This window comes from Streptomyces albireticuli, from assembly GCF_002192455.1.
GTDB classification, from domain to species: domain Bacteria; phylum Actinomycetota; class Actinomycetes; order Streptomycetales; family Streptomycetaceae; genus Streptomyces; species Streptomyces albireticuli_B.
Genome location: NZ_CP021744.1, coordinates 6,710,341 through 6,724,771 on the forward strand (window position 1 = coordinate 6,710,341; position 14,431 = coordinate 6,724,771).

General features: G+C 74.1%; 11 protein-coding genes. 7 read left to right on the top strand and 4 right to left on the bottom strand.

Annotated elements, in window-relative coordinates; all coding sequences use genetic code 11:
* Positions 1–1,551, top strand: coding sequence for an acyl-CoA synthetase (locus SMD11_RS29075; protein WP_087929268.1), 1,551 nt, complete (start codon positions 1–3; stop codon positions 1,549–1,551).
* Positions 1,552–1,587: 36 nt separating this feature from the next.
* Here SMD11_RS29075 and SMD11_RS29080 read toward each other — a convergent pair whose 3' ends face one another.
* Positions 1,588–4,029: a penicillin acylase family protein gene (locus SMD11_RS29080; protein WP_087929269.1), complete on the bottom strand. Its 2,442-nt coding sequence runs from the start codon at positions 4,027–4,029 to the stop codon at positions 1,588–1,590.
* A 156-nt stretch (positions 4,030–4,185) separates the two neighbouring features.
* Here SMD11_RS29080 and SMD11_RS29085 point away from each other — a divergent pair, with 156 nt between their 5' ends.
* The gene (locus SMD11_RS29085) at positions 4,186–5,691 is read left to right on the top strand and encodes a fatty acyl-CoA synthetase (RefSeq protein WP_087929270.1); all 1,506 of its coding nucleotides are present in this window, start codon (positions 4,186–4,188) and stop codon (positions 5,689–5,691) included.
* A gap of 27 nt (positions 5,692–5,718) precedes the next feature.
* Here the strand turns inward: SMD11_RS29085 and paaK are convergent, their stop codons facing one another.
* Together paaK and SMD11_RS29095 are read right to left on the bottom strand one after the other, a co-directional pair.
* Complete coding sequence (gene paaK / locus SMD11_RS29090) at positions 5,719–7,053, bottom strand: phenylacetate--CoA ligase PaaK (RefSeq protein ID WP_234366204.1); 1,335 nt, start codon at positions 7,051–7,053, stop codon at positions 5,719–5,721.
* Between the two features lie 91 nt (positions 7,054–7,144).
* Positions 7,145–8,761, bottom strand: a complete 1,617-nt coding sequence (locus SMD11_RS29095; protein ID WP_087930793.1) for an acyl-CoA synthetase — start codon at positions 8,759–8,761, stop codon at positions 7,145–7,147.
* A 144-nt stretch (positions 8,762–8,905) separates the two neighbouring features.
* Here SMD11_RS29095 and SMD11_RS29100 point away from each other — a divergent pair, with 144 nt between their 5' ends.
* The 5 genes from SMD11_RS29100 to SMD11_RS29120 all read left to right on the top strand — a co-directional run bounded on the left by SMD11_RS29100 (position 8,906) and on the right by SMD11_RS29120 (position 13,293).
* On the top strand, positions 8,906–9,724 hold the full coding sequence (locus SMD11_RS29100) for a crotonase/enoyl-CoA hydratase family protein (protein WP_087929271.1): 819 nt from the start codon (positions 8,906–8,908) through the stop codon (positions 9,722–9,724).
* A gap of 18 nt (positions 9,725–9,742) precedes the next feature.
* Entirely contained in the window at positions 9,743–10,705 is a 963-nt protein-coding gene (locus SMD11_RS29105; protein ID WP_087929272.1) for a Zn-ribbon domain-containing OB-fold protein, read from the top strand.
* Positions 10,702–11,811: a thiolase domain-containing protein gene (locus tag SMD11_RS29110; RefSeq protein ID WP_087929273.1), complete on the top strand. Its 1,110-nt coding sequence runs from the start codon at positions 10,702–10,704 to the stop codon at positions 11,809–11,811. The genes SMD11_RS29105 and SMD11_RS29110 overlap by 4 nt, the downstream gene beginning before the upstream one ends.
* Positions 11,808–12,977, top strand: coding sequence for a thiolase domain-containing protein (locus tag SMD11_RS29115; RefSeq protein WP_087929274.1), 1,170 nt, complete (start codon positions 11,808–11,810; stop codon positions 12,975–12,977). The genes SMD11_RS29110 and SMD11_RS29115 overlap by 4 nt, the downstream gene beginning before the upstream one ends.
* 79 nt (positions 12,978–13,056) lie before the next feature.
* Positions 13,057–13,293, top strand: coding sequence for a DUF397 domain-containing protein (locus SMD11_RS29120; protein WP_087929275.1), 237 nt, complete (start codon positions 13,057–13,059; stop codon positions 13,291–13,293).
* A gap of 86 nt (positions 13,294–13,379) precedes the next feature.
* Here SMD11_RS29120 and SMD11_RS29125 read toward each other — a convergent pair whose 3' ends face one another.
* Positions 13,380–14,396, bottom strand: coding sequence for an isopenicillin N synthase family dioxygenase (locus SMD11_RS29125; RefSeq protein ID WP_087930794.1), 1,017 nt, complete (start codon positions 14,394–14,396; stop codon positions 13,380–13,382).
* Positions 14,397–14,431 lie beyond the last annotated feature (35 nt).

Genomic DNA, 14,431 nt, shown 5'->3' on the forward strand with positions numbered 1-14,431 from the left:
ATGCCCCAACCACCCAACGGCTTCTGGGCCCTGGCCGCCGCCGACCCCGGCCGCGCCGTCCTCGTCACCCCGGCCGGTGAGGCCTGGACCGCGGGCCGGCTGCACTCCGCCGCGAACCAACTCGTCCGCGGGCTGCGCGGAGCCGGCCTGCGGGAAGGGGACGCCTTCGCCGTCCTCCTCCCGAACGGCGCCGAACTCCTCACCGCCCACCTCGCCGCCACCCAGGCCGGCTTCTACCTCGTCCCCGTCAACCACCACCTCGTGGCCCCGGAGATCGCCTGGATCCTCGCCGACTCCGGGGCCCGGGTCCTCCTCGCCCACGAGCGCTTCGCCGCCACCGCGACCGCCGCCGCCGACGAGGCCGGCCTGCCCGTGGCCGGCCGCCACGCCGTCGGTGACATCCCCGGCTTCCGCCCGTACGCGGGCCTCCTCGACGGCCGGCCCGGCACCCCGCCGCCGGACCGCACGCTCGGCTGGGTCATGAACTACACCTCCGGCACCACCGGCCGCCCCCGGGGCATCCGCCGCCCCCTGCCGGGGAAGCCCCCGGAGGAGTCCCACCTCGGCGGATTCCTCGGCATCTTCGGCATCAGGCCCTTCGACGGCCATACCCACCTGGTCTGTTCACCGCTCTACCACACGGCCGTGCTCCAGTTCGCCGCCGCGTCCCTGCACATCGGCCACCGCCTGGTGGTGATGGACAAGTGGACGCCGGAGGAGATGCTCCGCCTGATCGACACCCACCGGTGCACCCACACCCATATGGTCCCCACCCAGTTCCAGCGGCTCCTGGGCCTGCCCGAACGGGTCCGGGCGGGCTACGACGTGTCGTCGATGCGCCACGCCGTCCACGGCGCCGCGCCCTGCCCGGACCACGTCAAGCGCGCGATGATCGACTGGTGGGGGGACTGCGTCGAGGAGTACTACGCGGCCAGTGAGGGCGGCGGCGCCTTCGCCACCGCCGAGGACTGGCTGAAGAAGCCCGGGACCGTCGGCAAGGCCTGGCCCATCAGCGAACTCGCGATCTTCGACGACGAAGGGGAGCGCCTTCCTCCGGGCCGGCTCGGCACCGTCTACATGAGGATGACGACCGGCGGCTTCGCGTACCACAAGGACGACGCCAAGACGCGCGAGAACCGCATCGGTGACTTCTTCACCGTCGGCGACCTCGGCCACCTCGACGAGGACGGCTACCTCTTCCTGCGCGACCGCAAGATCGACCTGATCATCTCCGGCGGCGTCAACATCTACCCCGCCGAGATCGAGTCCGTGCTCCTCGCCCACCCGGCCGTGGCCGACGCGGCCGTCTTCGGCGTCCCGCACGACGACTGGGGCGAGGAGGTGAAGGCCGTCGTCGAACCCGCCGAGGGACATGTGCCGGGCGCCCTCCTGGAGGCGGACATCATGGCGCACTGCGCCAGGTCGCTCGCGGGCTACAAGCGCCCCAGGAGCGTCGACTTCCTCACCACGATGCCCCGTGACCCCAACGGCAAGCTCTACAAACGCCGCCTGCGGGAGCCCTACTGGAAGGACCGGGGCCGCCCGCTGTGAGCGAGCGGCACCCGGTCACGCACGGGAACGGAGCGCTCAGCGCTCGCTCACCCGCACCACCCGCAACCGCGGCGAGGACAGGATGTCCTTCTCGCAGAAGCGGCCGGTGACCATCCGCCCGGCCGAGAACAGCCTGGTCTGGTCCGCGTGGTGCGGCGACGTCGGGTCGGAGGACTGGCCGTACGTCAGCAGCGTGCGGGCCACGGGGCAGGCGCTGCCGTCGAAGCCCACGGCCTGGATGTAGCTGGAGCCGAACCGCACATCCGGGTAGCCGCCGCGGGCGGAGTCCCACGGCGCCCCGTGGATCATGTTCCAGACGCCGAGGGCCTCGGTGCCACCGGGAACGGGGACGCGCTCGCCGTCCCGTACGACGAACTGGTGCGCGCCCAGCGGCGCGTCCAGGGCGATGTCCGCCGCCCGCAGCTCGGCGACCGCGTCGGCGAGGGCGCGGCCGACCGCGGGGGACGCGGTGTTCAGGGTGTTCGGCGTGGTCACCGGAGCCGCCGCGGAGAAGGGCACACGCCACAGCTCCGCCGACCGGGCCTCCGCCACGAGCCGGCGCCAGAAGCGGTCGAAGAGGACCGCGCCCTTGCTGCCGGTGTGCGTCGTCCGGTCCCAGCGCTCCAGCACCCCGCAGGCCGCCGACACGTCGACGGCCTTGCCGTCGGTGCCCGTGGCCCTGCCGCCCGGCAGCGCGGCGCACGCCTTCGCCGCGTCGGCCGCGGCCAGGTCACCGGCGGGCGAGCGGTTCGCGAACTGCTGCCGCTCCAGGTCCGCCACGGTCAGTCCGCCACGTTTCGCCATGGCGGAGACGTCCTCGACGGCACCGCGCGTGCGCAGCGACCGCGCGGTCCCGGTGTCACCGAAGATCCTCGGGTAGCCGGTGAGCGGCCGGTCGGCATTGGCCAGCCAGGGGCTGTCGTTGGAGTTCTCGGCGTACGGCGCGTCGATCAGCGCCGGCATCGCGGCGGGCCCGAAGATGCCGGGCTGGAGGGCGTCGGCGTCCCGCCCCAGCGCGCAGTCGCCGCGCGAGCCGTCCAGGACCGCGAGGCCCGCGGCGGGGAACGTCCGCTTCCCGAGCTCGGTCGAGCAGCGCCCGGCGAGCTCGTCGGTCACCCGTGGCAGCACCTGCGCCTGGGTGTAGAGGCTGTGGCCGCCGGAGTCGGCGGCGACGGTGTTCACCCACGGCAGGCCCTGCGTACGGCGCAGGGCGTCCTGGATCCCGTGCACACTGCGGGCCCTGCCCAGCGCGAGCGAGGCGTCGGTGAAGCGCAGGCTCTCCGCGTTGGGGTCGACCAGGGCGTACGCCTTGCCGTCCGCCCAGGGCAGGGGCAGCTCGTCGAGCGAGGTCACCACCGGCCCGTAACGGGTCCACCACTGGCCCCGGGTGACCTGGGAGGTCCGGCCGTCCGCGCCCCGGACGGGCACGGTGACCTTGCGCTCGGTCATCCGCTCCGCCTTGCCGTCCACGAGGTAGGAGCGGGCGTCACCGGGCGCCGTTCTCAGCTCGTACAGGCCGGTCGGCACGCCGGTGGCGACCGTGTGGCTCCAGGCGACGCGCTCGTTGTGGCCGATCTGCACGCCGGGCATGCCGAGCAGCGAGCCGCCGGAGACGTTCAGTTCGCCGGGGATGGTCTGCTGGGACTGCCAGAAGCGCCGGCTGCCCTGCCACGGGTAGTGCGGGTTGCCCAGCAGCAGGCCACGCCCGCTCGCCGTGGTGGAACCCGCGAAGGCCACCGCGTTCGACCCCATCCCGGCGCTCCGCCGCCGCTCGTCGAAGATCTTGCGGGCCGTCTCCGCAGGGTCCCCGGCGGCTCCGCCCGCCCGCGCGCGGGGTGCCGCGGCCGGCTGGGGCGCGGCGTCCGTGATGCCGTCCGCGGCGAGGCCCTGGCCGCCGAGCACGGTGATGGCGTAACCGCGCCGGGCCACGTCCAGGGCGGTCACCGGTCTGACCCAGTCGGCGCCGCGGCACGCGGGGTCGCTGACGCGGTTGCGCGCCAGCCAGGCGTTGTAGCCGGCGGCCCAGCCGCGCATCAGCTCCTTGGCCTGCGGGCCGGGGCCGGCGGGCGCGGGCCGGGCGAGGAGCTTGTCGACGGTCCTGGCGTCGTTCAGGCCGCGGAAGAAGAGATCGCTGGCGAGGTTGGTGGAGGCGGACGACAGGGATCCGTCGGGCTTCGCGTCGGGGCCGTAGCGGGCCGAGCGCTCGCCGCGCAGGGTCACGAACCCGTCGGCGAGGGTGCACACCTGGTCGGCGGCCTGGGCCCAGCCGGTGCCGAAGCCGAGGTTGGCGTAGTCCTTGGCGGTGATGTGCGGAATGCCGTACTCGGTGTAGCGGATGACGGCGGACAGGCCGCCGCCCGAGGCGCGTGGGGCAGGGCCGGGCGCGGCGGCCGCGGCGGGGCCCGGCAGCACGGCGGCGCAGGTCAGCACGGCCAGGCCGAGGCCCGCCAGGGCGCGCGTGCGAGGACGTAGGCGCAAGGTGTCTCCCGAGGTGTCAGAGGGACGAACGGTCTCCTGCGGGCTTAAGGACGCCTTGGCGGCCAAGGGAGTTGACCACGGGCGGAGCGCGGGGCGGCCGCCTTTCCCCCGTGGCGTCGTCTTGACCTCCGTGCGCGGCGGCCCCAGGATCCGGTCATGACCGGAGTCCGCGACAGCACGGTGGACGGCATCCTGCGGCGTACGGCCGCGCGCGTGCCGCGACGGACGGCGCTGCGGTACGGGGAGCGCTCCTGGACGTACCGGGAGCTCGACGAGGCGGTGACGGGTGCCGCCTGCGCGCTGCTGGACGACGGGCTCGTGCCCGGCGACCGCGTCGCCGCCTACGGCCACAACTCCGACGCCTACCTGATCGGCTTCCTCGGCTGCGCCCGCGCGGGGCTCGTGCACGTCCCCGTCAACCACCGCCTCACCGGCGCCGGTCTGCGCCACATCCTCGAACAGTCCGGCAGCTCCCTGGTCCTCACCGACCCGTTCCTGGAGCGCCACCTGCCCGCCGGCGTCCGCACCCTGCCGCTCCGGGACGCCACCGGCTCGCTGCTGGAACGGCTCGCCGGGCATCCCGGAGAGGCGAGCCTTCCCGCCGGCGGACCCGGCGCGGACGGGCTCGTACAGCTCCTTTACACCTCCGGCACCACCGCGCTGCCCAAGGGCGCGATGATGACGCACCGCGCCTTCGTGCACGCGTACGCCAGCGCCGTCACGGCCCTCGACCTCAAGCCGGGCGACCGGCCGGTCCACGCCCTGCCGCTGTACCACTCGGCGCAGACGCACGTCTTCCTGCTGCCCTACCTGGCGGTCGGCGCGGAGAACCTCGTCATCGACGCGCCGGACCCGGGCCGCCTCCTCGAACTGATCGAGAAGGACGGCGTGGACAGCCTCTTCGCCCCGCCCACCGTCTGGATCGACATGGCCGGCCACCCCGGCTTCGCCACCCGCGACCTCTCCGGGCTGCGCAAGGCGTACTACGGGGCGTCGGTCATGCCCGTGCCGGTCCTGGAACGGCTGCGGTCCCGGCTGCCCGGCCTCGCCTTCTACAACTGCTTCGGACAGAGCGAGACGGGACCGCTGACCACCGTGCTGCGCCCCGAGGAGCACGCGGAGCGGCCCGCGTCGTGCGGGCGGCCGGTGTTCTTCGTGGAGGCCGGGGTCGTGGACGAGGAGGGGCGGGAGGTGCCGGACGGCACGCCGGGTGAAGTGGTCTACCGTTCACCGCAGTTGTGCGACGGATACTGGAACGACCCGGAGGAGACCGAGGAGGCGTTCCGGGGCGGCTGGTTCCACTCGGGTGACATGGCCGTCCGCGACGCCGAGGGCTACCTCACCGTCGTGGACAGGATCAAGGACGTCATCAACTCCGGGGGAGTGCTGGTCGCCTCCCGTGAGGTCGAGGACGCCCTGTACACCCATCCGGCGGTCGTGGAGGCGGCCGTGATCGGGCTGCCCGACGCGCGCTGGATCGAGGCCGTCACGGCCGTCGTCGTGGCGCGGGGGCCGGTGACGGAGGAGGAGCTGCTGGCCCACGCGCGGGAGCGGCTCGCCCACTTCAAGGCGCCGAAGAGGGTGCTGTTCGCGGAGGAGCTGCCGCGGAACGCGAGCGGCAAGATCCTCAAGCGGGAGCTGAGGGAACGCTACGGAACGTAAGGGCCGGCCCCCGGCATCGGGAACCCCTCACGCCCCGCCCTTCTCCCGGAGGTCGACGATCCGCTTGATCTTGCCCACCGACCGCTCCAGCGTCTCCGGATCGACGATCTCGACGTCCACCGACACCCCGATGCCGTCCTTCACCCGCCGCACCAGCTCCCCGGCGGCCGCCGCCCGCTGCGCGGAGGTCGCCCCCGGGCGCGCCTCGGCCCGTACGGTCAGGCGGTCCATGCGGCCCTCGCGGGTCAGCCGCAGCTGGAAGTGGGGCGCGACGCCGGGGATGCCCAGCACGGCCTCCTCGATCTGCGCGGGGAAGAGGTTGACGCCCCGCAGGATGATCATGTCGTCGCTGCGGCCGGTGACCTTCTCCATCCGCCGGAAGGCGGGGCGCGCGGTGCCGGGCAGCAGCCGGGTGAGGTCGCGGGTGCGGTAGCGGACGACGGGCATGGCCTCCTTGGTGAGCGAGGTGAGGACCAGCTCGCCGTGGCCGCCGTCGGGCAGCACCTCGCCGGTGAGGGGGTCGACGACCTCGGGGTAGAAGTGGTCCTCCCAGATGTGCGGCCCGTCCTTGGTCTCCACGCACTCCTGTGCCACGCCGGGCCCCATGACCTCGGAGAGCCCGTATATGTCGACGGCGTCCAGCGCGAAGCGCTCCTCGATCTCGCGGCGCATCCCGTCCGTCCACGGCTCGGCGCCGAAGACGCCCACGCGCAGCGAGGTGGAGCGGGGGTCGACGCCCTGCCGCTCGAACTCGTCGAGCAGCGTGAGCATGTAGCTGGGCGTCACCATGATGACCTCGGGCCGGAAGTCCTGGATGATCCGGACCTGGCGCGCGGTCATGCCGCCGGAGGCGGGGATCACCGTGCAGCCCAGCCGCTCGGCGCCGTAGTGCGCGCCCAGGCCCCCGGTGAACAGGCCGTACCCGTAGGCCACGTGCACCTTGTGCCCCGGCCGGGCCCCCGCGGCCCGCAGGGACCGGGCGACGACGTCCGCCCAGACGCCGAGGTCGCGCTCGGTGTAGCCGACGACGGTGGGGGTCCCCGTGGTGCCGCTGGAGGCGTGGATCCGGCGCACCCGCCCCTCGGGCACGGCGAACATCCCGAACGGGTAGTGGTCGCGCAGATCCGCCTTGGTGGTGAAGGGGAACCGGCCGAGATCGCCGAGCGAACGGCAGTCCTCCGGCCGCACCCCGGCGGCGTCGAACGCCCGCCGGTGGAAGCCCACGTTCTCGTAGACGTGCCGCAGCGTCGCCCGCAGCCGCTCCAGCTGGAGCGCGGCCAGCTCCGCGCCGGACATCCGCTCCGCCGTGTCCAGCAGCGCGCCGCTCCCCGTCATCGCCACCACCCAGCCCCGACCGATCATTCGGTAGTTTCCTGACCGCCACGTAACCAGCAGGAGGAGCCGCACGTCAAGAGGTGGGGTGCCGGGCCCGGGATCGCGGAGCGGGCGCGCGTCAGAGCTCGCCCGCCGCCACCGCCCGCGCCCAGCGGTAGTCCGCCTTGCCGCTCGGGGAACGGCGGATGCGGTCCGTGTAGACGACGGCGCGCGGGACCTTGTAGCCCGCGAGGCGGGTGCGGCAGTGGGCCCGGAGGTCGTCCGGGTGCGGGGGAGCGGCTCCCTCGCGGGGCTGGACGACGGCGGTCACGCGCTGGCCCCAGTGCGGGTCGGGGACGCCCGCGACCAGGGCGTCGTAGACGCCGGGGTGGGCCTTGAGGGCCTGTTCGACCTCCTCCGGGTACACCTTCTCGCCGCCGGTGTTGATGCACTGCGAGCCCCGGCCGAGGACCGTGACGACGCCGTCGGCGTCGACCGTCGCCATGTCCCCGAGCAGCACCCACCGCTCGCCGCCCAGCCGGAAGAAGGTCTCGGCGGTCTTCCCGGGGTCGTTGTGGTAGCCGAGGGGGACATGGCCGCGCTGGGCCACACGGCCGGGCGTGCCGGGCGGGACGGGCACGTGGGTGACCGGGTCGACCACGGTCGTACGGTCGTTGACGCGCAGCCGGAACCCCCGGCCGCGGTCCTCGGTGGCGGTGCCGTTGAAACCGGACTCCGAGGACCCGAAGTTGTTCAGCAGCGCCACGCCGGGCAGCACCGCCGCGAACTCCTCCCGCACGGTGTCCGAGAGGACGGCCCCCGAACTGCTCACGGTGAGCAGCGACGAGCAGTCCGTGCCCCGCAGCGGCCCCGCCAGCGCGTCGACCAGCGGCCGCAGCATCGCGTCACCGACCAGCGAGACGCTCGTGACCCGCTCCTTCGCGACGGTGCGCAGCACCTCGCCGGGCACGAACTTGCGGTGCAGCACGACCTTCTGGCCGAAGCCGAAGGCGATCAGCGCCGTCAGTGTGGAGGTGCCGTGCATCAGCGGCGCCGCGGGGAGGAAGACGAGCCCCTCGCCGCCGGCCGCCACCCGCTCGGCCAGCTCCGCCGGCCGTTTCACCGGCTCACCCGTCGGGGCGCCCCCGCCGAGCCCGGCGAAGAACAGGTCCTCCTGCCGCCACAGCACACCCTTCGGCATGCCGGTGGTGCCACCGGTGTAGATGACGAACCGGTCGTCGCCGGAGCGCGGCCCGAAGTCGCGCCCGGGCGCCCCGGACGCCTCGGCCTCCGCGAACGGCACGGGCGCGACGGCGGGCTCGCGCGCCCCCTCGGGAGGCGCGCCGACCCGTATGAGACGGCGCAGCGTGGGCGCCGCCGGCAGGGCCTCGGCCACCCGCTCCGTGAACGCGCCGTCGAAGACCAGCGCCGTCAGGTCCGCGTCCCGGTAGAGATAGGCCAGCTCGCCCGCCACATAGCGGTAGTTGACGTTCACCGGCACCGCGCGGATCTTCAGGCAGGCCCACAGCGTCTGGAGGTAGGGGACGCCGTTGTAGAGGTGCAGCCCGACGTGGTCGCCGGGCCGTACGCCGCTGTCGCGGAGGTGGTGCGCCAGCCGGTTGGCCGCCTCGTCCAGCCCGGCGTAGGTCAGCCTGCGCTCGGTGCCGTCGCCCGGGTGGTCGAGGTGGACCAGGGCCTCCCGGCCGGGCACGGTGTCGACGACGGACTCGAACAGATCCGCGAGGTTGTAGTCCACGGCGGACATTAGAGCGCCGCCCCGTGGAGGTGGGAAGGCCCTGCGCGCAAGAAAACTGACGACCAATCAGAAAACTGCCGGGAAGCTATTGAACCCCCTCCGCGCCTCCTGCACCCTGTTGGGGTCCGACGACAGGAGGACCCCATGGGCGGCACCGAACACCTCACCGTGGAGCGCGCCGGCGCCACACTCGTGCTCACCCTCGACCGGCCGGAGGCCAGGAACGCCCTCTCGCTCCCCATGCTCGTCGGCCTCCACGACGGCTGGGCCGAGGCCGACGAGGACGACGCGATCCGCTCGATCGTGCTCACCGGCGCCGGCGGCGCCTTCTGCTCCGGCATGGACCTCAAGTCCCTGGCCGCGCCCCGGACCGGCGACGGCCGCCCGGCGGCCGACGACCCCTACCGGGAACGGTTCACCGCCGACCCCGACCTGCACTGGAAGGCCATGCTCCGCCACCACCGGCCCCGCAAGCCCGTCATCGCCGCCGTCGAGGGCCCCTGCGTCGCCGGCGGCACCGAGCTCCTCCAGGGCACCGACCTCCGCTTCGCCGCCGAGAGTGCCGTCTTCGGCCTCTTCGAGGTGCGGCGCGGCCTCTTCCCCGTCGGCGGCTCCACCGTCCGCCTCACCCGCCAGATCCCCCGCACCCACGCCCTCGAAATGCTGCTCACCGGCCGCCCGTACACCGCACGCGAGGCCGAGCGCATCGGCCTCGTCGGCCACGTCGTCCCCGACGGCACCGCCCTCGACCACGCCCTGGAGACCGCCGCGCTCATCAACGCCAACGGCCCCCTCGCCGTCGAGGCCGTCAAGGCCTGCGCCTACGACACCGCCGGCCTCACCGAGGCCGAGGGCCTCGCCCTCGAACTCGAACGCGGCATGCCCCTCTTCCGCACCGCCGACGCCCAGGAGGGCGCCCGCGCCTTCGCCGAGAAGCGCCCGCCCGTCTTCCGCCGCGCCTGACCGAGGGAGAGACCCGCCGTGCCGGACGTCCTCACCGCCCCCCTGGTGGTCGAATTCCCCTTCACCCGCTCCCTCGGCCCGGTGCTGAGCGCCTTCCTCACCGGTCTGCGCGAGCGCGTCGTCCTCGGCATCCGCACCCACGACGGCCGCGTCCTCGTACCACCCGCCGAATACGACCCCGACACCGGCGAGGAGCTCCACGCACTCGTCCGCACCGCCGCCACCGGCACCGTCACCACCTGGGCCTGGAACCCCGCACCACGCCGCGGCCAGCCCCTGGCCACCCCCTTCGCCTGGGTCCTCGTCCGCCTCGACGGCGCCGACACCGCCCTCCTGCACGCCCTCGACGCCCCCGGCCCCGACGCCGTACGCACCGGCCTGCGCGTCCGCGTCCGCTGGGCCCCGCGGCGCACCGGAGCGATCACCGACATCGCCTGCTTCGAACCCTGCCCGCCCGGCACCGCTCCACCCGCGGGCCCACCCGTCCCGCACGACGGCGTCTTCACCGACCCCGTCACCACCCTCACCGCACCCGCCCGCCTCGACTACACCTACACCCCCGGCCGCGCCCTCGGCCGCCACCTCGACGCCCTCGCCGAGCGCAGGATCACCGGCGAACGCTGCCCGTCCTGCCGCAAGGTCTACGTGCCGCCCCGCGGCGCCTGCCCCACCTGCGCCGTCGCCACCCGCGAACAGGTCGAGGTCGGCCCCCGCGGCACCGTCACCACCTTCTGCGTCGTCAACATCAAGGCGAGGAACGCCGGGAACGCGGCCCTCGACGTGCCGTACGTCTACGCCCACATCGCCCTGGACGGCGCCGGCCTCGCCCTCCACGGCCGCATCGCCGGCATCCCCTGCGACCAGGTGCGCATGGGACTGCGCGTCGAGCCCGTCTGGACCGAGGGCGCCCGCCACCCCGACCACTACCGCCCCACCGGCGAGCCCGACGCCGCCTACGACACCTACAAGGAGCTGCTGTGACCGGGCCGTCGCGGCCCGGCCCGGCCGCCGCCCGCGAGGTCGCGATCGTCGCCTTCGCGCAGACCCGGCACCGCCGCGCCACCCCGGAGCTCTCCGAGGCCGAGATGCTGCTGCCCGTCCTGAGCGAGGCCCTCGACCAGGCCGGACTGCGCCCGGGCGAGGCCGACTTCACCTGCTCCGGATCGAGCGACTACCTCGCCGGCCGGCCCTTCTCCTTCACCATGACCCTCGACACCGTCGGCGCCTGGCCGCCCGTCGCCGAGTCCCACGTGGAGATGGACGGGGCCTGGGCGCTCCACGAGGCCTGGGTGAAGATCCTCACCGGCGAGGCCGACACCGCTCTCGTCTACGCCCACGGCACCTCCTCCTCCGGCGACCTCCGCGACGTCCTCACCCGCCAGCTGGACCCCTACTGCACCGCACCGCTGTGGCCGGACCCCGTCGCCCTCGCCGCCCTCCAGGCGCAGGCGCTCATCGACGCGGGCGAGACCGACGAGGACGCCCTCGCCCGCATCGCCGCCCGCAGCCGCACCGCCGCCGAGGCCAACCCGTACGCGCCGCTCAGCGGCCCCGTACCGGCGGGCGACTACGTCGTACGGCCGCTGCGCGCCGGCGACTGCCCGCCCGTCGGCGACGGCGCCGCCGCCGTCGTCCTCGCCGCCGGCGACACCGCCCGCCGCATGCGCGCCCGGCCCGCCTGGATCCGCGGCATGGACCACCGCGTCGAACCCCACGCGCTCGGCGTACGGGACCTCACGGACTCCGTCTCCACCCGCCTCGCCGCCGAGCGCGCCGGCGCCTTCGACGCCCCCGTCGACACGGCCGAACTCCACGCGCCCTTCACCTCCCAGGAGGTGGTCCTGCGCAAGGCGCTGCGGCTGGACGACGGTGTGGTCGTCAACCCCTCCGGAGGGCCCCTGGCGGCCAACCCCGTCATGGCCGCCGGACTGATCCGGCTCGGCGAGGCGGCCGCCCGCGTCCACCGGGGCGAATCCGACCGCGCCCTGGCGCACGCGACCTCGGGGCCGTGCCTCCAGCAGAACCTCGTCGCCGTGCTGGAAGGGCCGGAAAGGCCGGCAAGGCAGGAAAGGGGGCCGAGGTCATGAGCGGCAAGGAACCCGTGGCCGTCGTCGGGATCGGCCAGACCCACCACGCCGCCGCCCGTCGCGACGTCTCCCTGCCCGGCCTCGTCCGCGAGGCCGCCCGCCGGGCGCTCGACGACGCGGAGCTCACCTGGGCCGACGTGGACGCCGTCGTCCTCGGCAAGGCGCCCGACTTCTTCGAGGGCGTGATGATGCCCGAGCTGTACCTCGCCGACGCCCTCGGCGCATCGGGCAAACCGGTCCTGCGGGTGCACACCGCGGGATCCGTGGGCGGCTCCACCGCGCTCGTCGCCGCGAACCTCGTCGCCGCCCGCGTCCAGCGGACCGTGCTGGCCCTCGCCTTCGAGAAGCAGTCCGAGTCCAACGCCATGTGGGGGCTGTCCCTGCCCGTCCCCTTCCAGCAGCCCCTGCTGGCCGGCGCCGGGGGCTTCTTCGCCCCGCACGTCCGCGCGTACATCCGCCGCACCGGGGCCCCCGCGGACACCGGCGTCCTCGTCGCCCACAAGGACCGCGGCAACGCCCTGAAGAACCCCTACGCCCACCTCCACGAGCACGGCCTCACCCTGGAGAAGGTCCGGGCCTCACCCATGCTCTGGGACCCGATCCGCTACTCCGAGACCTGCCCGTCCTCCGACGGCGCCTGCGCGCTGGTCCTCACCGACCGCGCGGGCGCGGCCCGTTCCCCGCACCCGCCCGCCTGGGTGCACGGCGGCGCCATGCGCAGCGAGCCGACGCTCTTCGCCGGCAAGGACTTCGTCTCGCCCCGCGCGGGCCGGGACTGCGCGGCCGAGGTCTACCGCCAGGCCGGGATCACCGACCCCCGCCGCGAGATCGACACCGCCGAGCTGTACGTCCCGTTCAGCTGGTACGAGCCGATGTGGCTGGAGAACCTCGGCTTCGCCGTCGAGGGGGAGGGCTGGAAGCTCACCGCGTCCGGTGCCACCGCGCTCGGCGGCGAGCTGCCCGTCAACCCCTCGGGCGGGGTCCTGTCCACCAACCCGATCGGCGCCTCCGGCCTGATCCGCTTCGCCGAGGCCGCCCTCCAGGTGCGCGGCAGGGCCGGTGCGCACCAGGTCGAGGGCGCCGCGAAGGCCCTCGGCCACGCCTACGGGGGAGGGGCGCAGTTCTTCTCCATGTGGCTGGTGGGAAGCCGGCCGCCCACCTCCTGACGGTGTGTGACGCGGCCTGTCCGGCTCCGGCCGTGCTCGCTAGGGTGGGCCGGGACGACGACCGGGAGGAGCTACGGACGTGGCGGAGAGCACGACTGAACGACCGGCGGGCGAGCTGACGCCCGACCTCGACCTCGCGAACGCCGCCTGGCAGTCCGGGACGCAGGGGCTCGGCGACGTCCAGATCGCCTTCGTCGAAGGCTTCATCGCGATGCGGCACGGACGCCGGCCGGACCGTCCGGCGCTGGTCTTCACACCGGCGGAGTGGCGGGCGTTCGTACTCGGGGCGCGCGAAGGGGAGTTCGACCTGACGTAGCGGATGTCCTCGGGCGCTGGGCGGGCCGGCGGATTCCGGCCCGCCCAGCGCCCGAGGAGCGAAGTCCGGGGCGGGGCCCCGGGGGTTCAGCGCGCCGCCACGCCCTCGGTCAGCAGCTCCGCGTGGTAGCGGCGGGCGACCTGGGGGTGCGCCCGCAGCCACCCCTTGATCTCATTGCGGCCGTACTCCGCGAACAGCGGGTTCGTGGAGTCCTGCGTGACGCCCGGCGCCTGGTCCGCGTGCGCGAACGGCACGGGCTCGATGCGGGCGTCCAGCCGGGGGTTGTAGAAGAACGGCACGGAGTAGCGCTCCCGGTTGCCGGGCGGGCTCACGACCCGGTGGTTGGTGGCCTTCAGATAGCCGTTGGTGGCCACCTCCAGCAGCTCACCGAGGTTGATCACGAACGCGCCGGGCACCTTCGCCACGTCCAGGAACTCCCCGTCCGGCCCCTCCACCTGGAGGCCGCCCACCTCGTCCTGGAGCAGCAGCGTCAGGAAGCCGTAGTCCTTGTGGGCGCCCACGCCCTGGGCGGCGCCGTCGGGGGCGCTGCCGGGGTAGCGGACCAGCTTCAGGTGCAGGTGCGGGCGGTCGGCGAACGCGTCGTCGTAGAAGTCGGCCGGGGCGCCGATCGCGGCGAGCAGCTCGTGCAGCAGGCGCTCGGCGACCGAGCTCAGCCGGTCGATCCAGTGCAGGGCGGCCGTCCGCAGCTCCGGGAGGGAGTCCGGCCACTGGTTCGGGCCCTCCAGCCACCAGTAGCCGGGCTCGTCCGGGCCGGGCACGTGCGGCGCGCGCTCGGCGCCGATGTCGAGCTGGTCGCGCCAGTCGCGGCTGCCGCCCGTGCGCTCGTCGCCTATGCGGGTGTAGCCGCGGAAGTGGGGCGAGTTGAGGTTGCTCACGGCCAGCCGCTCGGCCTCCGGCAGCGCGAAGAAGGCGCGGAGCGTGCGCATCAGGTCTTCGGTCTCGGCCTCGGTGACGCCGTGGCCGGTCAAGTGGAAGAAGCCCACGTCACGGGCGGCGGAGTGGAGGTCATGACGGAAGCGTGCACGGGCGTCGGGGTCACCGTCGGCGGCGGAGAGATCGAGGACGGGAAGCTGGTTGCTCATGAGGGTGTCCACAGCTGTGAAGGCCCGGTTCCGTA